At 39.6% G+C, this 20,436-nt stretch carries 22 protein-coding genes, 1 tRNA gene and 1 other RNA gene; 7 read left to right on the top strand and 17 right to left on the bottom strand.

Going from position 1 to position 20,436, the window contains the following annotated elements; translation table 11 throughout:
• Positions 1 to 76 precede the first annotated feature (76 nt).
• On the bottom strand, positions 77 to 301 hold the full coding sequence (locus FJ218_02100) for a hypothetical protein (GenBank protein ID MBM4165706.1): 225 nt from the start codon (positions 299 to 301) through the stop codon (positions 77 to 79).
• A 670-nt stretch (positions 302 to 971) separates the two neighbouring features.
• Between FJ218_02100 and FJ218_02095 the strand changes: the two genes are divergently transcribed.
• Positions 972 to 1,529, top strand: a complete 558-nt coding sequence (locus FJ218_02095) for a T9SS type A sorting domain-containing protein (GenBank protein MBM4165705.1) — start codon at positions 972 to 974, stop codon at positions 1,527 to 1,529.
• An 82-nt stretch (positions 1,530 to 1,611) separates the two neighbouring features.
• Here FJ218_02095 and FJ218_02090 read toward each other — a convergent pair whose 3' ends face one another.
• From FJ218_02090 to FJ218_02060, 7 genes are all read right to left on the bottom strand, one after another.
• The gene (locus tag FJ218_02090) at positions 1,612 to 2,229 is read right to left on the bottom strand and encodes a T9SS type A sorting domain-containing protein (protein MBM4165704.1); all 618 of its coding nucleotides are present in this window, start codon (positions 2,227 to 2,229) and stop codon (positions 1,612 to 1,614) included.
• A 6-nt stretch (positions 2,230 to 2,235) separates the two neighbouring features.
• A complete protein-coding gene (locus FJ218_02085) occupies positions 2,236 to 2,580 on the bottom strand; it encodes a transposase (GenBank protein ID MBM4165703.1) in 345 nt (114 codons plus the stop codon).
• A gap of 197 nt (positions 2,581 to 2,777) precedes the next feature.
• A complete protein-coding gene (locus FJ218_02080) occupies positions 2,778 to 3,527 on the bottom strand; it encodes a YebC/PmpR family DNA-binding transcriptional regulator (protein MBM4165702.1) in 750 nt (249 codons plus the stop codon).
• Between the two features lie 93 nt (positions 3,528 to 3,620).
• Positions 3,621 to 5,309: a single-stranded-DNA-specific exonuclease RecJ gene (recJ, locus tag FJ218_02075; GenBank protein ID MBM4165701.1), complete on the bottom strand. Its 1,689-nt coding sequence runs from the start codon at positions 5,307 to 5,309 to the stop codon at positions 3,621 to 3,623.
• A gap of 361 nt (positions 5,310 to 5,670) precedes the next feature.
• Positions 5,671 to 6,090: RNase P RNA component class A (gene rnpB / locus FJ218_02070), an RNA gene on the bottom strand.
• Between the two features lie 24 nt (positions 6,091 to 6,114).
• The gene (locus tag FJ218_02065) at positions 6,115 to 6,864 is read right to left on the bottom strand and encodes a hypothetical protein (GenBank protein MBM4165700.1); all 750 of its coding nucleotides are present in this window, start codon (positions 6,862 to 6,864) and stop codon (positions 6,115 to 6,117) included.
• Between the two features lie 27 nt (positions 6,865 to 6,891).
• Complete coding sequence (locus FJ218_02060) at positions 6,892 to 8,001, bottom strand: Nif3-like dinuclear metal center hexameric protein (protein ID MBM4165699.1); 1,110 nt, start codon at positions 7,999 to 8,001, stop codon at positions 6,892 to 6,894.
• A gap of 750 nt (positions 8,002 to 8,751) precedes the next feature.
• Here FJ218_02060 and apbC point away from each other — a divergent pair.
• From apbC to FJ218_02045, 3 genes are read left to right on the top strand one after another with little or no spacing between them, the layout of a single operon-like run.
• Positions 8,752 to 9,867, top strand: coding sequence for an iron-sulfur cluster carrier protein ApbC (gene apbC / locus FJ218_02055; GenBank protein ID MBM4165698.1), 1,116 nt, complete (start codon positions 8,752 to 8,754; stop codon positions 9,865 to 9,867).
• A 12-nt stretch (positions 9,868 to 9,879) separates the two neighbouring features.
• Complete coding sequence (locus FJ218_02050) at positions 9,880 to 10,152, top strand: NifU family protein (GenBank protein MBM4165697.1); 273 nt, start codon at positions 9,880 to 9,882, stop codon at positions 10,150 to 10,152.
• A gap of 8 nt (positions 10,153 to 10,160) precedes the next feature.
• Positions 10,161 to 10,457, top strand: coding sequence for a hypothetical protein (locus FJ218_02045; protein MBM4165696.1), 297 nt, complete (start codon positions 10,161 to 10,163; stop codon positions 10,455 to 10,457).
• Positions 10,458 to 10,472: 15 nt separating this feature from the next.
• On the opposite strand, the gene FJ218_02040 is transcribed toward FJ218_02045, so the two are convergent.
• The 9 genes from FJ218_02040 to FJ218_02000 all read right to left on the bottom strand — a co-directional run bounded on the left by FJ218_02040 (position 10,473) and on the right by FJ218_02000 (position 16,999).
• On the bottom strand, positions 10,473 to 11,462 hold the full coding sequence (locus FJ218_02040; GenBank protein MBM4165695.1) for an LD-carboxypeptidase: 990 nt from the start codon (positions 11,460 to 11,462) through the stop codon (positions 10,473 to 10,475).
• Between the two features lie 251 nt (positions 11,463 to 11,713).
• Positions 11,714 to 11,947, bottom strand: a complete 234-nt coding sequence (locus tag FJ218_02035) for a hypothetical protein (protein MBM4165694.1) — start codon at positions 11,945 to 11,947, stop codon at positions 11,714 to 11,716.
• A 31-nt stretch (positions 11,948 to 11,978) separates the two neighbouring features.
• Positions 11,979 to 12,245 carry a hypothetical protein gene (locus FJ218_02030; protein ID MBM4165693.1) on the bottom strand — a complete coding sequence of 89 codons (267 nt, stop codon included), beginning with the start codon at positions 12,243 to 12,245 and terminating at the stop codon, positions 11,979 to 11,981.
• Positions 12,246 to 12,517: 272 nt separating this feature from the next.
• The gene (gene coaD / locus FJ218_02025; protein MBM4165692.1) at positions 12,518 to 13,018 is read right to left on the bottom strand and encodes a pantetheine-phosphate adenylyltransferase; all 501 of its coding nucleotides are present in this window, start codon (positions 13,016 to 13,018) and stop codon (positions 12,518 to 12,520) included.
• Positions 13,015 to 13,590: a 16S rRNA (guanine(966)-N(2))-methyltransferase RsmD gene (gene rsmD / locus FJ218_02020; GenBank protein MBM4165691.1), complete on the bottom strand. Its 576-nt coding sequence runs from the start codon at positions 13,588 to 13,590 to the stop codon at positions 13,015 to 13,017. Before rsmD ends, coaD begins: the two co-directional genes overlap by 4 nt.
• Before the next feature lie 126 nt (positions 13,591 to 13,716).
• Positions 13,717 to 15,303, bottom strand: coding sequence for an amidophosphoribosyltransferase (locus FJ218_02015; protein MBM4165690.1), 1,587 nt, complete (start codon positions 15,301 to 15,303; stop codon positions 13,717 to 13,719).
• A gap of 12 nt (positions 15,304 to 15,315) precedes the next feature.
• Entirely contained in the window at positions 15,316 to 16,029 is a 714-nt protein-coding gene (locus tag FJ218_02010; GenBank protein ID MBM4165689.1) for a hypothetical protein, read from the bottom strand.
• 75 nt (positions 16,030 to 16,104) lie between these two features.
• On the bottom strand, positions 16,105 to 16,734 hold the full coding sequence (locus FJ218_02005; protein MBM4165688.1) for an orotate phosphoribosyltransferase: 630 nt from the start codon (positions 16,732 to 16,734) through the stop codon (positions 16,105 to 16,107).
• A 189-nt stretch (positions 16,735 to 16,923) separates the two neighbouring features.
• Positions 16,924 to 16,999, bottom strand: a tRNA-Ala gene (locus FJ218_02000).
• A 101-nt stretch (positions 17,000 to 17,100) separates the two neighbouring features.
• Here FJ218_02000 and rsmA point away from each other — a divergent pair.
• Genes rsmA through FJ218_01985 form a run of 3 tightly spaced genes read left to right on the top strand, consistent with a single transcriptional unit; the run spans position 17,101 to position 20,271 of the window.
• On the top strand, positions 17,101 to 17,931 hold the full coding sequence (rsmA, locus tag FJ218_01995) for a ribosomal RNA small subunit methyltransferase A (GenBank protein MBM4165687.1): 831 nt from the start codon (positions 17,101 to 17,103) through the stop codon (positions 17,929 to 17,931).
• A 6-nt stretch (positions 17,932 to 17,937) separates the two neighbouring features.
• Entirely contained in the window at positions 17,938 to 19,377 is a 1,440-nt protein-coding gene (gene mgtE, locus FJ218_01990) for a magnesium transporter (protein MBM4165686.1), read from the top strand.
• A gap of 12 nt (positions 19,378 to 19,389) precedes the next feature.
• Positions 19,390 to 20,271 carry a phosphatase PAP2 family protein gene (locus FJ218_01985; GenBank protein ID MBM4165685.1) on the top strand — a complete coding sequence of 294 codons (882 nt, stop codon included), beginning with the start codon at positions 19,390 to 19,392 and terminating at the stop codon, positions 20,269 to 20,271.
• The last annotated feature ends 165 nt before the right edge of the window (positions 20,272 to 20,436 follow it).

Below are 20,436 nucleotides of genomic sequence, written 5' to 3'. Positions count from 1 at the left end.
CCGCTTTTCAAAGCAAGTGAAATATCATACATCGTAAGAAAATCCATTCCGAGTAAAACATTGAGTGTGTAGTGTTTCACATTACTAATACGTTGTCTTCGGGAATTTCTCCAAAGTATTCAATTGCGATAAGAGAAGTAGTATTTCCCGTCAATTTTTTCCTTGGCTCATACAATTCCTCTTTCGTTTTCGCGGAAGCAATTACATTCGCATCAAGTATTTGAAAATCTTCGGTTGTTTTTGTGCATTCAAAGAGAACCCATTTGTTTTTGTATTTCTTTTCTATTTGGGCGTACTTCATATTTACGGAAAAAGTATAGTTCGCGCTGAAAGTGGCATGCGCAGGTGTGGCTCTCTGGTGGAGAGTAAGGTTCAGAGTGTGAGGCAACCGTTGTTCCCCGGTGAATCTCATTCTTCAGTAAGTCACATCGCGTTGCCCGTACGCGTTGTTCTTCATAAAAAAAATTCGTGTTCAATATAAAGTTTCCTTTTAAGTTTGTCAAGGAAAACTAAAAATATATTCCCTTCTCATTACTGTCTGCGGCTCTTCATTTTTCATTGCGCTTCTCTATTTGCATTTTGCAGTTCTGCATTTTTATTTTTCAACAGTGTTTCATTCATTTAGAGTAATAGAACACAGATGACACGGATTGAACTGATATTCACAGATAGATATTGTGAACATTTGCCAAATTCAAACAGATAGGTTAGGTTTTTTGTGTGTATTGCTTTCTACCAACAAGTTTTTTTCAAAGCAAAGTGAGTAACTGCCATTAAGTAACAAAAACACGAAAAATTCCATCTTTTTTCTACAAGTCTTTTTGCTCCTGCAGGTTTTGGTCTCCGTGGTAATAAAGACGAAAAATACTACACATAACAGTTTGGATTTTTACCCCACATAAAATTTCACTAAAGTCGCCGATTTTGCTTGCTTCGGATTTTTTGAGCGATGGGAAGATGCATTTTCTGCAATGAACACGTACGAAAATGCGTTAACGATGGAACTTGATACAGACACGAGAATATCAACTCTCCTTTCAAAACTTTTACTTGAAGTGTGTAGTTTAGAATATTTTGACATTGCAGAACAAACGTACAATTCTATGTTCATGCAATATCCCAATGATGAACGAACGCAAATCGCAGAGCAAATATTACGACTAATAACTGGAACCGAAACGTATGGCGGAACAGGGAAAAAAGCATTGAAGGTTGAAATGCGAACATTTCCGAAGAAAAATATCTCTGCGCAATCATTGCTTCCGAAAGAATTTTCGTTAAAGCAAAATTTTCCCAATCCTTTCAATCCGGTAACATTGATTAAATATGAATTACCTCACGATGAATTTGTTACTCTTAAAATTTACGATTTATTAGGGAGAGAAGTTTTCGTGTTGGTAAATGGATTTGAACAAGCGGGATATAAAATTGTGCGATTCGATGCTTCGCGCATAGCAAGCGGAGTGTATTTTTATAAAATGAAAGCGGGGAATTTTCAAGCGATGAAAAAATTATTACTCGTGAAATGACAAACTTAAAAACAGTAAAAGCGGTTTTCATAAGTTGAAAGCCGCTTTCTTAATTCATACTAAAAATATATAGATGACAATCCTACTTAACCACCACCATCTTCTTGACAAGATGAACGGGTAATCCTTCGTCATCAAGTGGAATAGCAGTGAGACGATAAAAATAAATTCCCGACGACAAACCCGCTGCGTCGAAATCAATGGAATATGTTCCTTCGGGATATTCTTCGTTGTTCATCAGCGTTGCTACTTCTTCACCGAGTAAATTGAACACTGTCATTGTTACTTGCGATTCATTTGCAAGTTTATACTGAATGGTTGTCGTTGGATTAAATGGATTTGGAAAATTTTGCAACAGGAAAAATGCTTGTGGAAAATCATATTCACTCTGCGGTTCGATATCCGGTTTGATCTTCAAACTTGGCTTCAGAAAATTGACAGAAAGTAATGGAACGGTGCCTTTTATTTGCAACGGATTGGTTCTGAGTGTATCAAGTTTTCCGGAAATGGTTTTGAGTTTCCTGCCTGACTTGCGTGCCTTCGCATACTGGTTCGGGTGATGACGAAAGCGTAACGCACGCGTAAGTTTTTTCACCGTGCGTGTGTATGTTTTATGCAACTCAATGCCTTCTTTCTCCGCAATCCCTTTGCATTTCTCAATAATTTTTCTGTGCAATTTACTGTCCGTGGGAAAGGTAATATTTTTCTATTGCACGTTCGTATTCGTTGTTCCTTCATCATCTTGAGCATCGTTACAATTGATGCGAATGCTCTCTTGAAAAATCAATTCGATTCCTTCTTCACCAATGCGTTTGCGAAACTCGAATAACTCTATCGGAACACACGGCGGTTGTTGTGCCACATAGTGTTCCCCGCAGAAAAATTGGTAATAAATATTTTCCACCCATTGTTCCACCACGCTCTCGTCGCTTAAGTTCCGCAAATGTTTTAAGATGAGCAATCCCACCATCCGCCGAATAGGTTTCGCTGGCTCACCCATCGTCTCGCTGTAATGTTTTCTGAACGCAACATCAAAGCGTTGCCATTCCACGCGATGGGATAAAATGTAGAGCGGATGCTGATGATTCAGTTGTTCTTCAAACGTCGTGAGAAGCCTATTTGTGGGTGTGTTTTTCTTTGGATAACATCGTTCTATTTATGAATGGCACACAAGGTTTTGGTGAAGTATGACTATTCTCCCTGCAACTTTAGATTCAATGCTTGTCGCTGTTTTTAAGGGACGACTACTTATCCGTTATACTCCGCCATTGTTTTCTCATCAATGTCAAAATTTGCGGAAATGTTCTGAACGTCTTCATGTTCTTCGAGTGATTCGATAAGACGAAGCACAGCATTTGCATCTTTTCCTTCAACTTTCACGGTATTTTCCGGTATGCGCGCCAGTTCCGCAGATTCCGTTTCGATTCCCTTTTTTGAGAGTGCGTTTTTTACCGTTTCAAAATTTTCAGGCGTGGTAATAACTTGATAAAACTCATCCTCCGTTTTCATATCATCGGCGCCAGCATCAAGAACAATAGCGAGCAAATCGTCTTCGCCACATATTGTTTTTGCAACATGCATCACGCCTTTTCGATGGAACAACCATTCGACGGCTCCCGATGTTGCAAGTTTTCCACCGTTCCGTTCAAGAAGATGCCGAATTTCTGAAACCGTTCTGTTTTTATTATCAGTAACACATTCAATGAGCAACGCAACACCTGCGGCTCCGTATGCTTCGTAGAGAACGTCTTCGTACGAAACGCCGGGCAATTCACCCGTTCCTTTCATAATACCGCGCTTGATATTATCTTGCGGCATATTAACGCTTTTCGCTTTGTCAATCGCAAGACGAAGCCGTGGATTTCCATCCGGATTTCCACCTCCGACGCGCGCAGCAATAGTTATTTCTTTTACTATCTGAGTAAAAACACGTCCACGTGCGGCATCAATAGCGGCTTTTTTGCGCTTAATTGTTGCCCATTTTGAATGACCTGACATAGTTACAAATAAATAGTTAACATAAAAATGTAAATAAATGAACTTCAAAAATCTCGTATCTTCCTATGGTTATCATCATATATTCTTCAGTTCTCACGCACTCAAACGAAAATCTTTTACACGAAGTTGTGGAATAAACTCACCACCGTTAGAATGGTAACTGCTTCCTTCATATTCATCAAGCGAAAAAACAATATCAATATTTGTATTGTGCGAAAGTTGTTCAATGCGGTCGCCCAGACCGAATCCAATTGCATCGAAATACAAACTGATTCCGTTTGAGGATTCTTTTAATTTTAAACGAAGATGACCTTTTCCGACAATACGCGGAGTTCCGTACACGGTAACATTTTTTGCAAGTAATGTTGGACGCATATTTTGAGGACCGTACGGAGAAAATTGGTCAAGAATACGGAAGAATTTCGGATTCAGTTCTGAAAGAGAAATCGTACGCTCGATTTTTATTCCCGGCGTTCTGTGTTCTTCGGTCATCAATTCATTCACGGTTTTTGATAGCGCTTCGCGGAAATCATCTATGCGGTGCGTTTCCAGTAAAACTCCCGCGGCGTACTTATGTCCTCCGAACGAAAGCAATCGGTCTTCGACTTGCGTCAGCGCAGTATATATATCAAAACCATCCACACTGCGCGCGGAACCTTTTACTTTTCCGTCAACGGACGTAAGCATAATTGTTGGTTTGTAATACTTTTCGACTATGCGCGAAGCAACAATTCCGATTACCCCCGGATGCCAATGCTCCTGATGAAGAACGAGAACTGCAGGGTTATTACTTTGCAAAAACGATTCTGCAACGGTTTGCGCTTCGAGAAAAGTTTCCTCATCAATTTTTCGCCGTGCAACATTTTCTTTTTCCAACACTGCGGCAAGTTCCGATGCTTGCTGTTCATCCTCGCAGGTGAGTAAATGAATAGCGCGATGTGCATCTCCCATTCGTCCAACAGCGTTGATACGAGGAGCAAGAACAAACACAATTTGTCCCACGGAAATTCTTCCGAGTTTCAAACCTGCGTTGGAGATTAGTGTGCGAATTCCAATGCGAGGAGAACGGTTAAATTGTTCAAGACCGATTTTAAGAAGCGTTCGGTTTTCACCGGTTATCGGAACAATATCCGCAGAGGTTGCAAGTACAACAAAATCGAGATACTCGCGAAGTGTAGATTCAACTTCGAACATATCCATAAGTTTTCGCTGCAATATTCCTTGCATAAATTTAAAGGCAACGCCGCATCCGCAAAGATATTTAAACGGATAATTGCACGTTGGCTTTAATGGGTCAAGTACTGCGTATGCATTGGGAAGAGTTTCTCCGGGTTCGTGATGGTCGCAAACAATGACATCAATGCCAAGAGAGTTTGTAAAATCAATCTGCTCGATGGCAGTAATTCCGCAATCAACAGAAATAAAGAGCGACGTTCCGAGTTCTTTGGCTTTTTGTATTCCTGCAATGGAAATTCCGTATCCATCGAGTACGCGGTTCGGAACAGAATACAGAACATTGGCACCAAGTTTTTTAAGGAACAGATACAGCATGGAAGTGGCGTTCGTTCCATCTACATCGTAATCGCCGAAGACGAAAATTATTTCTTTCTGTTCTAATGCAGTTAAAACACGCTGAACTGCGCGTTCCATTCCATCCATCAGAAACGGATTGTGTAAATCTGCAAACGATGGACGAAAATATTTTTTGGCTTCGTCGTATGTTGTAATTCCGCGATGATATAATAACGTTGCTATCGTATCGCTAATATGTATTTCATCCATCAATCTCTTGATAATGGCTGCATCGGGTTCAGAAGCAAGAACCCATCGGTATTCACGTTGCTGATTCAATGGTTTTGTTGTAAAGGTATGATTGGAAAAACGCAGTTGCGGATTTGTTTAGCATCCAAAAAAATTTCCCATGTCATAGGTTATCCTCGCATCTCTGTCAATTGCATTCGTGTGTATGTTGGAAATCGTTGTTCAAGAAATACGTATGTATTATACAATGTTCATAAAAGAATTTGTCATAACCGGATTGAAAACCTTCAAGTATTTTTTGAAAAGGGACACGATAAACTTTTAGTGTCGCAATTTTTTTTCAACAATGCAAACATTGGCGGTTTGAGAAATGTTTGTAAAAAAAAAATGCGCGTTGGTAAGCCGAATTCTGTATTCCCGAATTTCTTCGGTAAGCAATCATTTCTCTAATGCGATCTACCCGAGAAAATTTCCACAGTACAGGAGAACATCAGCGGGCAACTGATGAAAAAAAAACAAAAGAAAGATTCAAAGAATTTTTCCATTCGGTTTTTTTGATTTTCTCTTACGCGATCTTGCTTCAAGCAGGGTTTGTCAATTCCGAAAATTACTTCCCGAAATGGTGAGCACTTACCTCGCCTTTTCACCGTTATCCGCCAACGGCGGACTGTATATTTTCTGTTACACTTTCCACCGCCACAGCATTATCTGGAGCGTTCCCGAAAGCATCGGGATGCTTTGCCGTTCGAAGTTCGGACTTTCCTCCCCGAATGCATTCGGGGCGATTGCTTCAACGCGCATTCAATTCATTTTCAACAACTCTTCGTTATACCGCAGTTACTTCTTCCGGAACAAGAATTCTTGCGCAATGCTCACAGGTGTACATCCTATCAAGTTTTCGGATATCCGCCATTCGTTCTGGAGGAACCCGGTGATAGCAACCGCCGCATGTTGATTCGCGAACCTTTTTGGTTTTTCCTTCTTCACGAACTAATACCGGCACAACAGCACGTCTGTTTTTTGCTTTGCGGATTCTTTCGTAGATGATAACGTCGTCGTCATCCAACTCATCAAGCAAAACTTTTTTTCCAGATAGCAACGATTGCTCTTCTTCGCTGTTTTCTGCCGAAACTTCTTTGAGTTCTTTTTCGACTGCCTTAAATTCTTTTTGCAAGTCGGGAAGTTCCTTTGCCAACTTTTCACTGTCTATTTTCGCCATATTTGCTTTCGCTTCCAAGTCGGTAAATTCCTTTTCAAGTTTGGCAATGAGAAGTTGAGACGTTTCAATTTCTTTCGTCAACGCATCGTATTGTTTGTTCGTTTTCACTTGGATTTGTTGCGTGCGGTATTTTTCTACCTTTTCTTTTAATTCCGTAATTGCAACATCCGTATCATTTCGAAGTATCATATTATGTCTTACGGATGTCAGCATCTCTTCGATTTTATGTTCGCGCTGTAAAATTTCCGTGCGCAATCGCGCGGCTTCCTGAGGTAAATCGCCTTTTAATTCATGCAGTTCGTCAAGCCGCAAATCTATCTGCTGAACAGCGTATATATTTCGTAATTTATTTCTCATGCATTTTTCTTGTATTGTGAGTAAAACTTAGTATATCCAATGAATTGCGCTCGTTGTTGATTCGGTGATTAGAACTTCAACGCTCTGCGACATTCGTACCGATGAGCGCGATATCGTTTCCGCAATGCGCGAAAGAATGACTCGTTCTGTTTCATAATGCCCCGCATCTATCAGAAGAAGTTTCCCCTCCGCATCGTGAAACGGATGATAGGCGATATCTGCCGTAACGTATGCATCAGCGTTTTTCGCTATTGCCGACGAAAGAAACTCTGCGCCACTTCCTCCGCATACAGCAACGCGAAAAATTTTTCCTGTTTTCCCTTTCGAAAATTTTAATGCCGAACATTGCAGTTTTCTTTTTACGAAACGAAGAAAATCTTCTTCGGATACTTCCCGATGCAACATTCCTATCGCACCCATTCCGCACGTGGTTGCACCATTTTCCAACGGATACACATCGAAGGCAACTTCTTCGTACGGGTGCGCCTCTTTCATTGCATCGAGAACGGAAGAAAGTTTCCATTTCGGAACGACCATTTCCAATCGGACTTCATTGACCGTTTCATATTGTTCCGCAGTTCCGAAAAATGGTTTTGAATATTCATTCCCTCGGAATGTTCCCGTTCCTTCTCCACGAAACGAACACCATTCATAATTCCCTATTTGACCAGCGCCGGCATTTCCCATCGCCGTTGCAACGGCTTCTACATTTTCTTTCGGGACAAACACAACAATTTTTTTTTGCATCGGAGCAAGCGGAACGAGAAACTGAACGTTCTCGAGTTCCAGTTCTTCTGCAAGCGCAAAACTTACGCCGCGTGCTGTAAAATCCAAATTCGTATGCGCAGAATACACGGCAATATTTTTTTGAATCAACTGCCGAACAAGATTTCCGACTCGGTCATTCGATGTTACAGATTGTAACGGTCGAAAAAGTAGCGGATGATGCGAAACAATCAATTGAACATTGTTGTTTGCCGCTTCCGCAATGACGTGTTCTGTAACATCGAGCGCTACAAGAATTTTTTCGACGCTATCCATTGCATTTCCTACTTGCAAACCTACGTTATCTTTTTCCCACGCAAGTTCTTTCGGAGCCCACGCTTCAAGGATTTTCGCTATTGTTCCAACGTTCACCGAAGTTTTTCAAGGGAAAAAAAATGTCCCACTCCGCTATGGAAAACAGTGGGACATGATTAAACATTTGAGTTGTTGGTTCTTTCTTTACCGTGTTCTTGTGTTGTGTTTGGAAATAATCGGATTGTTTAAAAAAGAAGGACAACATCGTGAGAAAATTTTTCGGGCAAAATATAGAGAAAGATAAAGCGAAAACCAAAGAAATCAGAGAAACCTTCAAGGTTTTCAAAGCCACTAGTTTATTATTAACGATAGAAATTCACGAGACATGTGAATCCATTTTCATCGAATTGTATCTCATCCGCGAGCGCTTATACAAAACGCTTCTTCTTATTTGAATCCGATTGTTATCCTTTTAAAAAATTCATTTTCCCTTCAATTTTATGGTTCCTCATCGTTTGTACTATGGTACATTTGCTTGAACGAAAAAAGAATTATCAATGATTTTTCGTTCAAGCCCAATGTATTTGGATTTTTTTGCCGTTGCGGGCTCATTGATGATAGTGGAAAAAAATTCTCTTTTTAATTCTCTATTTTCCCTTTATCAACTCTTTTGAAACATTACCAGCATTTGCAACTGTGCAGACTGTATTTGCACAGTTCCGGATAGCATTTGCATTTATTACTGAGTCCCATTATGAATATAACATCCCCGAGAAGAATATTTCTGCATCCGTAATTTTCCATTTACTTTTTTCTCCATTCTCTTTTATGTAATTTTTCTCGCAATTTTTTTTCATCAACAATACAATGGGATTTTTTACAACAACAAATTCAATTTCAGAAGAACAGATTCTCCAGTCGCTTCGCTCCGTTCGCGACCCGGATTTACACAAAGATATTGTAACACTTGGCTTCGTTAAAAATATTCAGATTACCAATCGCGACGTATCGTTCACTATCGAGTTAACAACGCCCGCTTGTCCCGTTCGCGATGAACTGAAAATGCAAGCGGAAACGGAACTCCGCAAAACATTTCCATTGCTGGAAAAAATAGTAATAGAAATGACGGCGCAGGTTCGTACGAGTGTTCGTCCGCAATTACCGATATTGCAACAAGTAAAAAATACCATCGCGGTCGCAAGCGGAAAAGGAGGGGTTGGAAAATCTACGGTTGCCGCCAATCTTGCTGTTGCACTTGCAACCGAAGGCGCAAAAGTCGGTTTACTTGATGCGGATATTTATGGACCAAGTATTCCGCTGATGATGGGAATTTCGAATGGACGTCCGCAAATTTTTCAGCAGAAAATTTTTCCCGTCGAAAAATATAATGTAAAAATTATGTCCATCGGATTTCTTGTTGACCCGATGCAAGCAATTGTTTGGCGAGGACCTATGGCAAGCGGCGCGTTGAAACAATTCATCACTGATGTTGAATGGGGAGAACTTGATTATCTGATTTTCGACTTGCCGCCGGGAACAGGAGATATTCAACTGACACTTGCGCAAACATTACCGCTTACGGGTGCGGTGATTGTAACAACGCCGCAGGAAATTTCTCTTGCGGACGTTCGCAAAGGATTTGCAATGTTTGAAAAAGTGAACGTTCCTACGATTGGCATTGTGGAAAATATGAGTTACTATATTTGTTCGCATTGTGGAAACCGCGAAAATATTTTTGATTATGGCGGAGGAAATACTGCCAGCAAACAACTCGGCGTTCCATTTCTTGGAGAAATTCCCATCTCTACGGGAACACGCATTGGGGGGGATGAGGGAGTTCCTATTGTTTTGAAAGAACCCGAATCCGAACAGGCGCAAGCGTTCTTAACCGTTGCAAGAAATATGGCGGCACAAATCAGTATTCAACATCTTTCCAAAGATGATTCTGCTTCAACCGTCGATATTCAGTTGGAGAGCAATTAATTTTTCCGAACGATGAATGAAATTTCGTTGCGCATTGAAAGTGCGCTTTCCATTGTACGCCCATATTTACAAGTAGATAACGGTGATGTTGAAATTGTACAATACCACGAAGATGTCGGTGTGTTGGAAGTACGGCTCCTCGGGACGTGTGAAATATGTCCGCTTTCGCGAATGACGCTTCGTGCGGGAATTGAACGGATTCTTATGCACGAAGTTCCCGAGATTCAACGTGTGGAACAAGTGCATGAAAGAAATACGAATATCAATATTACCTGCACACAATAACAACAATTATGTATTTCATCATTTGGGAATTTTGCGTAGCACGAGGGAAAGAAAAAGAATTTAAGCGCAAGTATGATTCGAACGGAACGTGGGCGCATTTTTTTTCGCGAGAAAAGGGATACCAAAAAACGATGCTCCTCGCACAGAAGGAACATCATCGTTATTTTGTTACCGTTGATATTTGGGATTCCGAAGAAGCATATAAACAATTTCGCGAGAAACATCTGCACGAATACAGTGCAATTGACAAAGTTTGCGAAGAACTTACGGAATCGGAAAAACACATTATTTCTTTTTCTCTGTAACGTTGTTGCTAAAAACTACTGCACAACGCTTTCAACAAGTTGCAAGGTATTTTTCCTTGCATTGATTTGTGCAATAGTACCGAGAGGTATCGGTTTTATTTCTTGGATGTGTCCGTATTGCAAACCAGAAAATACACGTGCGCGTATATCTGTGAAAACATCGTGAACCACTTGTGCAATTGAAAGCGAATCCTTCTCGTTCTTTTCGCAGGAAGAGAAATCGCCCAACACGATTCCATTTGCACGGCGAAAGACGTTTGCAAGTTTTAAATGCTGCAACATTCTGTCAATGCGATACGGTGATTCGTCAACATCTTCCATAAAAAAAATACTGTTCGTAAATGATGGAAAAAATGTCGTCCCGCAAAGCGTAGAAAGCAAGGTTAGATTTCCTCCGAGCAATATTCCCCGAACATTTGTATTAACCCGTTGATATTTTTTGTTGTTTCCTTCGCATCGCACATCGTACCGTATTCCAGATACTTTTGTTGAAGTAAGCAATCTCCAAAATATATCTTCTGTCTTTCCTTTGAGTTTTTCTTCAAACTCGACAACAAGCGGCGCAGAAAGCGAAACGAGGTTGCATTTTTTCCACAATGCTAATTGCAATGCAGTAACATCGCTGAAACCAACAACAATTTTCGGATTACGTTTTATGTATGTATAATTTATTCTTGAAAGAATGCGATGCAAACCATAGCCGCCGCGAGCAATAAAAATGGCTTTGACAAACTTGTTTGCAAACATTGCGTTGAGTTCATTTGCCCGCGCATCATCCGTTCCCGCCAAATATCCGTAACGGGAAAATATATTTTTTGAAACTTCGATGCGATAACCAAGTTTTTCCAAATAGGAAATTCCTTTTTCTACCGCTTCTTGTGAACGAGGAGTGCTTGAAGTGGCAACAATACCTATGACGTCGCCGTGGTAGAGTTTTGGTGGTTTGCATGTATTCATAATAAAATCAGTTTTTCTTGTGGCAAATATAAAAAAAACGCCGTGCATATTTTGAATACACACGGCGTTGTAAAACAACTTTCAAAGTTGTTTCAAACTATTTAGAAAATTGTTTTACTTCATCAAAATCAATTTCTTCGTTTGAACATATTCGCCATTGTTCACATTCAACCGATAGAGATACACTCCGCTCATGAGTCTGCTTGCATCAAATTGTATTTCGTGTTCGCCTTCATCAAGTTGTTCGTTGTTCAAAAAAGTTACAACTTATCTTCCGAGAATATCAAACACTTTCAAACTCACAACATATTTTCTATTAACGAATAACGAATCACCGTTAACGGATTAAACGGATTGGGATAGTTTTGTTCGAGTGAAAATCTCTCTGCATATTGACGAATAAGATTCGGAGTTCCAACAAACGATTTCCATTTGTATAAATCGCTTGAAAACGTTTGCGCAAATCCGGGTTGCGGCATAAACTTTATGAGTGATGTCCCTTTACTGATAATGATATATCCTTTTACTTTCAAGATTTTTTATCAGTGATGGGAATTCCAACAATCATTCCCGGTTTTGCAAACAGTTTAAACGCCGCATCTCGAACATTCGCTTACAAAGGAACGGGAGTTGGCTTTCCTTTTTTTTTATCTTTACTGCAACAACGTTTAAACTTTCCTGATGAACCGTCGTGAAACGTGTCGTATCTCCGGATTTGTGTCCAACTTGACCAAAAGACCAGCGAGAAAAACTATTGACTCCTGAGAATAAAACAGTATTATTCAAAGGGTCAGAAATTCCTCCGACATTGATAAAGTTGATTCCATTCAAGCAGAAACATTGTCCAATTTTCAAAATTCACCCAATCGTCTGGAGTTTCAGCAATACTATCAAGGTCGCTGTATGCTGTTCCCGAAATAGAAAACGTAGAAGTATCTGTTGTTTGAGAAGTTATCTGCTAAGGACGAAAACTCGTGTGTGTTTTCGTCGGTATTGAAAAAACGATTGAATTACGGTGGTGAATGTAAAAAAAATATTCAGAGTTTCACAAGCAATATTCCCCAACATCCGAACTCCGAAAAAAGATATACACTCACTCTCAATCAGTACGTTCCGCTACGCTTACATTCAGAAATTTTTTCTTGAAGTCTTTTTTCCACGAACTCAGGAACAAAGTTAGAACAATTACCTCCCAACATTGCAATCTCCCGAACAAGTGTTGAATTTAAGTACGTATATTTTTCGTGCGGCATTAAAAAAACCGTGCTGATATTGTTTGTCAGTTTTCTGTTCATCAAAGCCATTTGAAATTCGTATTCGAAATCGGAAATAGCACGAAGTCCGCGAACAACCGCAACCGCACCTTTCGTCTGCGCATAATCCATTAACAATCCGTGGAAACTTTCTACTGCAACATTGAACGTTCCTTTTAATACTTCTCTAATCATTTCAATTCTCTCATCCAAAGTAAATAGCGGTCGCTTTCCCGATTGTGTCGAAACGGCTATGATGACGTTATCAAAGATTTCTACAGCGCGTTCGAGAACATCAATATGTCCAAACGTAATCGGGTCAAATGTGCCAGGATAAATTGCAAGTTTCATTGTTCAGTTTCTTTCTGTCTGTTTTGAAAAAATGTTACTATAGTATTACCGAATGATTTAGTAAGGATGATTTGAGATTTGTGATTTGAGTGTTGTGATTTCCAATCCGTAAGATGTTTTGAATGTTCAATGACGAGAAAACAATTTGTTTTCAATAAATTATTTTGGGAAACAAGAAACGGAATTTTGTTTGTTTGTTCAAACGCATACGGCGGGTCGGCAAAGATGAGATGAAAATTTTCTTTACAGCGTTCGAAATACTCCAATGCATCGCCACGAACGATATCGCATTTTCGTTCTACGCAAAGTTTAGCAACATTTTTTTGCAACACGTCGAGGGAATCAGAAGAATCATCCACAAATACAACGCGTTTTGCTCCTCTGCTCAATGCTTCGAATCCCAAACTTCCCGTACCGCAAAACGCATCGAGCACAATTGCATTTTTCAAATTCAATCGCGTTTGAAACACATCGAATATAACTTGCTTCACTCTATCCGTTACGGGACGAACATCAACGCCTTTTGCGGAAACAAGCGTTCGACCTTTTAATTCACCGGAAATTATTCTCATTTATTTATTTGAAAACATTGTGCGATTAATGAAACTTTACGAATAATTTGTCAGCGTACATCTGCGAAATTTGCGGGAAATGTTTCCCGCAGATTGCGCTGATTTTCGCAGAGATAAACATTTGAATTATAATTTGTTTTCAGAAAATATCAACTCGCTGCTTCGAAAATCTTTCCACGCTTCTTCAAATAATTTTTTTCCGCTTTCTGTTGGATATTTTCCGTTGATACAGGCAAAACACAATTCATTTTCTGAAAAACCAATACTACGCACGAGTCCATCAATCGTTTGATATACAAGTGAATCTGCACCTAAATCTTGAGTGATGCGATATAAAACTTCTTCGGAAATTTCTTCGTCGGTTGGTTTTCCTTCGTATTGTGGTACAAGCAATTCATTCACTGTCGGCATCGCAATTCCATAAAAACACGGACCACGCAACGGAGGAGCTGCAACACGCACATGAACTTCTTTTGCTCCACCTTCCGCTTTCAAATACTTTACAAGTTGTTTTGTTGTTGCGCCACGAACAATACTATCATCAACAAGCAGGACGATTTTATTTCTCAAAACTTCCGGCAGCGCTGTGTATTTATTGCGAATTCTTTCCTCTCGAATTGCGCCTTCAATAAACGTTCTTCCGACAAAACGATTTCTAAGCAATCCTTCTGTTGAGGGAATTTTCAATTCGTACGCCATTGCATCTGCGGTTGCTTTTGCAGTATCGGGAACAGGAACGACAATGACATCATCACGTAACGTTCCATTGTTATCTTTGTGAATCCATTCGCGCTTTGCAAGTTCTTTCCCCAAATTTGCTCGTGTAACGTATACGGATTTTTCATTGATGACAGAACTTGCATTCGCAAAATACACCCATTCAAAAAAACAGTGCGCTTTCTTTTTCGATTCTGCAAACGGAAGAATTTGATGTTCCCCATTTGCATTCACATAAATTAAATTTCCCGGCGGAAGATGTTTGTAATTCGTAACGCCGCAATTCACCAGCGCATTACTTTCCGATGCAACGAAGAACGCATCGTTATTTTCACCATACACAACGGGACGCATTCCGAGTGGGTCGCGCGCAATCACCATCTCTCCATGCGCATTAAGAAATGCAATATTGAAACATCCATCGAATTGCTGTGCAAGATTGGAAAATACAGTTTGCAAATTAGAAGTGTTACGCTCGCGTAATTCCAGCGAAAGAAAATGCAAAATTATTTCCGTATCGTTGTTGCGAATGAGATGATAATCGTGTTCGTTGAGCAATTGCGTTTTGAGTTCGCGATAGTTTGCAAGATTACCGTTCCAGCAAAACGAAAACCATTTCCATTTATTACCGTGCATTCGTTCAAATGGTTGTGCAAGGTTTTTATCTTCACTTCCCGATGTTGAATAACGCACGTGACCGATTCCTTTCGTCCCGACAAATCGCTCGTACAATTCTTTTACAAACTCTTTATTGCGCGATTGAAACACTTCATCAACGCTTCCGATGCCTTTGTACGTATCGAGCAGTTGTTTTTTTTCGGAATTGTAAATCGTAAATCCCGTACTTAACTGTCCGCGATTTTGTTGATTGAGCAGCAAGCGATAAATGTACGAAAGCGTTTTCGAAGAAGACGTTGCTTTGTGTTTCAACTGGACGGCAGCGATGCCGCAGTTGTGATATAACTCGTCATTTATGTCTTGTATTTCTAAATTCATAATTCCTAATTCCTAATTTTTAATTCCTAATTGCTTCACAATTTCTTCCGTCGCTTGTGCGATATCCTTTGCTTCATAAATCGCACGACCAACAATTGCGTGATAATATTCTCCCGCAGATTGTACTGCGTCGGAAACATTTCCTCCTTGCGTAATAAATCCCGGAGAATAAAATATCGGCTGCATAATTCCTCTCGATTGAATTAGAGTTTTGTAAAAAGAAATTCTCTCCGGTTTATTCCCGGGAACAACAAAATCGCAAACCCCTTCCTCTGCTGCAATGGAATAAATTTCATTCGGCGCATCGTAACGAATAAATCCATCATCATTTTCCAAAAAGTTTTTGTGCGTCATTTCACCACCGACGATCAATCCAAGTTTTTGTTTCTTCACTGCGCGAATCCATTCTCGTTCCGATGTTGGTCCTGTGAACGGAAATAAAATCACGGCTTCAATATCGCAACACACTTCTGCAAATCGTTTTCCCATTTCCGGAATATCATTCCCCGCTTTCTGATGGTCGTAAATAATCGGCAGCGAAGAATATTTGCGAATCACTTCAATCACTTTTGGAAAACCAAACCCAAGCGCAAGTTGAAACCCAATTTTGTACGCGCCGACACCTTTAATGTTCGTTGTTTCTTTCACCAATGTTTTCAGAGATGAAAGCGAACTCACATCGCAACTGGGAATAACTGATTTTTTGAGTTTGATTATTTTTTTCATTTGTTTACCTCATACCGAGGAACGAAGTGACGAAGAAATTTTCTAGAGTTTACTTCGCTTCGCTCGTGATGACAATTAGCATTTCCAACTTTCTGGATTTTCTCTCCATTTTAAAATAATTTCTTTTTCAGTTTCAGAAATATATTTCATCGTAACAGCAGTTTCTATCAGAGAAGAAAAATTGGTAAGCGTGTGAAGTTTACAATTCGCATTTGCAAAATTTGCTTTTGCTTTCGGAAGTCCGTAGGAAAAAATTGCAATACAATGTTCTACAATTCCACCCGCGTTTCGCACCGCATTAATTGCATTGATTGAACTTCCTCCTGTTGAAATCAAATCTTCGACAACGATATATTTTTTCTCTGTTTCAATTTTTCCCTCTATCAAATTTTCTTTGCCGTGATCTTTTGCAGAAGAACGAACAAAACACATCGGCTTGAAAAGTTTTTGCGCAAGAAATGATGCCCAGGGAATTCCCGCTGTCGCCGTTCCGGCAAAACCAAATACATCGCCAATTTCATTCTCAAGCATTTCTATAAACGCATCAACAATCGTTTTACGTTCGTTCGGAAAAGAAATGAGCAAACGGTTATCGGTATAAATCGGTGACTTGATTCCCGAAGCCCACGTGAACGGGGAATTAATGCGAAGCGAAACAACGTTCAACATCAATAACAGTTCAGCAATATTTTTTTCGTGTTGCATAAACAAAAAATCCCGTGTGAATTTCCACGGGATTTCAAATTTAATTTAAAGATAAAAATTGGAACTTATTTTTTCCGATTATATAAAATTCCAATTTGATATTTTGCATTTTTTATTTTGACATTGTATATATAGCAAAGAAGAGGTTTATTCGAAAGAATCTTGTTGATAAAACTCTCAACTTTTACTTTGTGGAGCCGAAGAGGATCGAACTCTCGACCTTCTGAATGCCATTCAGACGCTCTCCCAGCTGAGCTACGGCCCCCCAAAAAAATTTTACGCGAAAAGATATTGTAAAAAGATGAGTTAACAAAATGAAGTTTTTCCTTCCTTCCTTTCTTATATTATCACAAAAATTTTTCACCGTTGCCATTTGTTTCGCCCAAAAAATATTTAGGACAAAATTTTCTTCGCGATGAAAATATTGCAAGAAAAATTGTTGATGCTGTTGCGTCAACCAAAAACGATGTTCTGATTGAAATTGGTCCGGGACACGGAGTTCTGACTAAATATTTTTTCAACCGCGTGAAGCATTTTCTGGCGTATGAAATTGACGAACGCGTTATCGATGAATTGCGGGAAAAGTTTTCTTCAGCAGAAATTGTTCATCAGGATTTTCTCGAAAGCGATTTACAGAATATTTCTCGAACGTATTCTTCATCGCTTCGTATTGTTGGAAATATTCCATACAACATTACAAGTCCGATTTTGTTCAAACTTTTTGATGAACCAAACAGAAAAGAAATCATTCGCGACGCAACATTGATGCTCCAACGTGATGTTGCAAAACGACTCATAGCAAAGCCAAGAACGAAAGAATACGGGATTCTTTCTGTCTTGACTCAACATTATACTGAAGTTGAGTTGTTATTCGATGTTTCGCCGAATTGTTTTTATCCGAAACCGAACGTAACATCAGCAATTGTGCAATTACGTTTCAAAAAAATGCACAGTAAAGTTCTCGATGAAAAAATTTTTCGCGCAACGGTTCGCACGTCATTCGGAAAAAGAAGAAAAATTCTTCGCAACGCATTACAATATTTCCCAACAGATGAAACTCGTATCAACGAATATCTGTTGCAAACAAAATACAAACTCGACGTTCGTCCCGAAGAATTAACTATTGAAGATTTTATAGCGTTAAGCAACGACATTACTAATTTTTTTACAACACATTACCGCACATCATTGTCGTAAAGAACAATGGAAGAACAATTCAACGAGATAGAAAACAATCACGACATACCTGAGCAAGAAGACACGGAGAAGATTGAAATTCTTTCTCCGCCAATGTTGATTGAAGTGGATGAGGAACTGATTCAAGAATTCAGCGAGTTGATTCGATTGAAATCCGTTTCGGTTCTTGCAAATTTGTTGTACGATTTATATCCTGCAGATATTGCACATCTCATCAATCGCTTAAGCAGCGAAGAAGGAGAATATCTTTTCAACTTGCTCGATGCAGAAATCGGCGGCGAAGTCATCACGATGCTCGATGAAGCGCAGCGCGCTTCGTTGTATGAAATTCTTGGCAAACATCGCTTGTCAAGTATTATCAACAAACTCGATTCCGATGATGCAACGGATTTAGTTTCGGAGATGCCTGCGCAAATTGCAGAGCAAGTTCTGGAAAGTCTCGACAAACCGACGCAGAGTGAAGTTCAGGAGTTGTTGCAATATGAACCGACATCTGCAGGTGGTTTAATGGCAAAAGAATTTGTAGCAGTATTTGCAAACGACACTGTGAATCGAGCAATTGCGGCTGTTCGGAAAGCTTCGAAAACAATGAAAGAAATTTACAACGTCTTCATTGTTGATGAAACTGGAAAACTCGTCGGCGATTTACGGTTGAAAGATATTTTGTTGCACTCGCCGCAGAAAAAAGTTCGGAACGTTATGAACCGTGATGTTATTACGGCAAATGTTTTTCTTGACCAAGAGGAAGTTGCGCGTTTATTCAAGAAGTACGATTTAGTTATTCTACCGATTGTTGCCGGAGATGGAACGCTCGTTGGAACAATTTCGCATGATGACATTGTCGATGTTATGGAAGAGGAAGCGTCGGAAGATATGTACAAAATGGCGGGAAGCGACGCAGCGGAAATAGAAAAAAAATCTCCGCTCGAAATAGCAAAAATGCGCTTACCGTTTCTCCTTGCATCAATGGCTCTTTCTCTTTGTACGGGAATAGTTATTTCAATGTATAATCAAACATTGAGTCGTCTTATTATACTTGCAAGTTTTATGCCGGTAATTTCTGCAATTTCCGGAAACACAGGATTACAAGCCGCAGTCATCATGGTGCGCGGATTATCAACGGGACACATCGCAGTTGCAGATTGGAAAAAAAAATGGTGGCAAGAAATGCGCGCAGTGTGGACGATGGCGATTGTGTGCGGAGTTGTATTAGGGCTCGTTGCAGGAATTTGGTCGCAGCATTTGATGATTGGTGTTGTTGTTGGTTCTTCAATGTTTCTCTCGATGTCAACTGCAGCAACGATGGGAACGCTGATTCCTGTTCTTTCAAAAAAACTCGGCTTCGACCCTGCCGCAACAGCAGGACCATTTGAAACAACCTTTCAAGATATTATCGGCGTGTCAATTTTCTTAACGCTTTCAACATTACTTCTCAGATTAGTTTAAAGAAAAATTTTGATGCGTTCACTTTCCCCAACGGATTTCATTTCCGTTTGTTTTCTTTTTTTTCTCACACTTCTCAACTGTTTTTTCTTTCCTTCCATTCCGAACGCATTTCTTTTTATTCTTATCAATTGCGTTGCGTCATTCGGAATTATTGTTCTTTCAAAAAACGAATTAAAAATTCTTCGCTTCATTTATGCATGGTATCCTGTAATACTCGTTCCTCTTGTTTTTAAAGAAACATACGGAATGATTCATCCGTTGTGGCAATACGATTTTGATGATGTCCTCATTGCGTTGGACTGGTGGATGTTTGGAACAAACCCAACTCAATGGTTGCACACAATTTCCTCTCCTTTTCTAACGGAAATTTTACAACTCGCATACACGAGTTATTATTTTCTCTTTCTTCTTTTAGGAATGGAATTGTATCGAAGAGAACCGAAAGAAGAATTTCGCTTTGCGGTGTTTTGCATCGTGTATGGTTTTTTCCTTTCATACATCGGGTATTTTCTTGTCCCTGCAGTTGGTCCGCGATTTACATTGCACGATTTTTCGCAACTCGATATTGAACTTCCGGGAATGTTTCTCACCAATGTTTGCAGAGAAATTATCAACGCGGGAGAATCAATTCCAACGAACGTTTCTCATCCGATTGATTATGTACAACGCGATGTTTTTCCGAGCGGACATACTCAACTGACACTTATCGTAATGTTCCTTTCGAAAAAATTTCACATCAAAACACGATGGATTATTATGATTGCAGGAGCGTTACTTATTTTCAGTACCGTGTACTTGCGGTATCACTACGTGGTGGATGTTTTGGCGGGATTATTTTTTATGCTCTTTACACTTGCAACAGCCTCAAAAATTTACGCTATGAAACAGCGATAATGTTCATTCGCATTACGCTTCATATAACACGGAACGAACACATTCAAAATTGTATCAGAAGTATATGGTTTATGAATTAGTTATTGAAATTGAACAGGAAAAATTCCTATTCAAACTTTTTGTACTTTCATTAAAAACGAAAGCACCCAACACTTTTTCCACGGA

The sequence above is a fragment of the Ignavibacteria bacterium genome (genome assembly GCA_016873775.1).
Taxonomy (GTDB): Bacteria; Bacteroidota; Ignavibacteria; order UBA10030; family F1-140-MAGs086; genus JAGXRH01.
Note: the sequence above shows the minus strand (reverse complement) of the source record. Positions and strands in the feature narration are given on the sequence as shown.

Coding starts and splice junctions, on each gene's coding strand:
- FJ218_02100 (MBM4165706.1), bottom strand. CDS start 301: ATGAAGTACGCCCAAATAGAAAAGAAATACAAAAACAAATGGGTTCTC.
- FJ218_02095 (MBM4165705.1), top strand. CDS start 972: ATGAACACGTACGAAAATGCGTTAACGATGGAACTTGATACAGACACG.
- FJ218_02080 (MBM4165702.1), bottom strand. CDS start 3,527: ATGTCAGGTCATTCAAAATGGGCAACAATTAAGCGCAAAAAAGCCGCT.
- recJ (MBM4165701.1), bottom strand. CDS start 5,309: ATGGATGAAATACATATTAGCGATACGATAGCAACGTTATTATATCAT.
- FJ218_02065 (MBM4165700.1), bottom strand. CDS start 6,864: ATGAGAAATAAATTACGAAATATATACGCTGTTCAGCAGATAGATTTG.
- apbC (MBM4165698.1), top strand. CDS start 8,752: ATGGGATTTTTTACAACAACAAATTCAATTTCAGAAGAACAGATTCTC.
- FJ218_02050 (MBM4165697.1), top strand. CDS start 9,880: ATGAATGAAATTTCGTTGCGCATTGAAAGTGCGCTTTCCATTGTACGC.
- FJ218_02045 (MBM4165696.1), top strand. CDS start 10,161: ATGTATTTCATCATTTGGGAATTTTGCGTAGCACGAGGGAAAGAAAAA.
- FJ218_02040 (MBM4165695.1), bottom strand. CDS start 11,462: ATGCACGGCGTTTTTTTTATATTTGCCACAAGAAAAACTGATTTTATT.
- coaD (MBM4165692.1), bottom strand. CDS start 13,018: ATGAAACTTGCAATTTATCCTGGCACATTTGACCCGATTACGTTTGGA.
- rsmD (MBM4165691.1), bottom strand. CDS start 13,590: ATGAGAATAATTTCCGGTGAATTAAAAGGTCGAACGCTTGTTTCCGCA.
- FJ218_02015 (MBM4165690.1), bottom strand. CDS start 15,303: ATGAATTTAGAAATACAAGACATAAATGACGAGTTATATCACAACTGC.
- FJ218_02010 (MBM4165689.1), bottom strand. CDS start 16,029: ATGAAAAAAATAATCAAACTCAAAAAATCAGTTATTCCCAGTTGCGAT.
- FJ218_02005 (MBM4165688.1), bottom strand. CDS start 16,734: ATGCAACACGAAAAAAATATTGCTGAACTGTTATTGATGTTGAACGTT.
- mgtE (MBM4165686.1), top strand. CDS start 17,938: ATGGAAGAACAATTCAACGAGATAGAAAACAATCACGACATACCTGAG.
- FJ218_01985 (MBM4165685.1), top strand. CDS start 19,390: ATGCGTTCACTTTCCCCAACGGATTTCATTTCCGTTTGTTTTCTTTTT.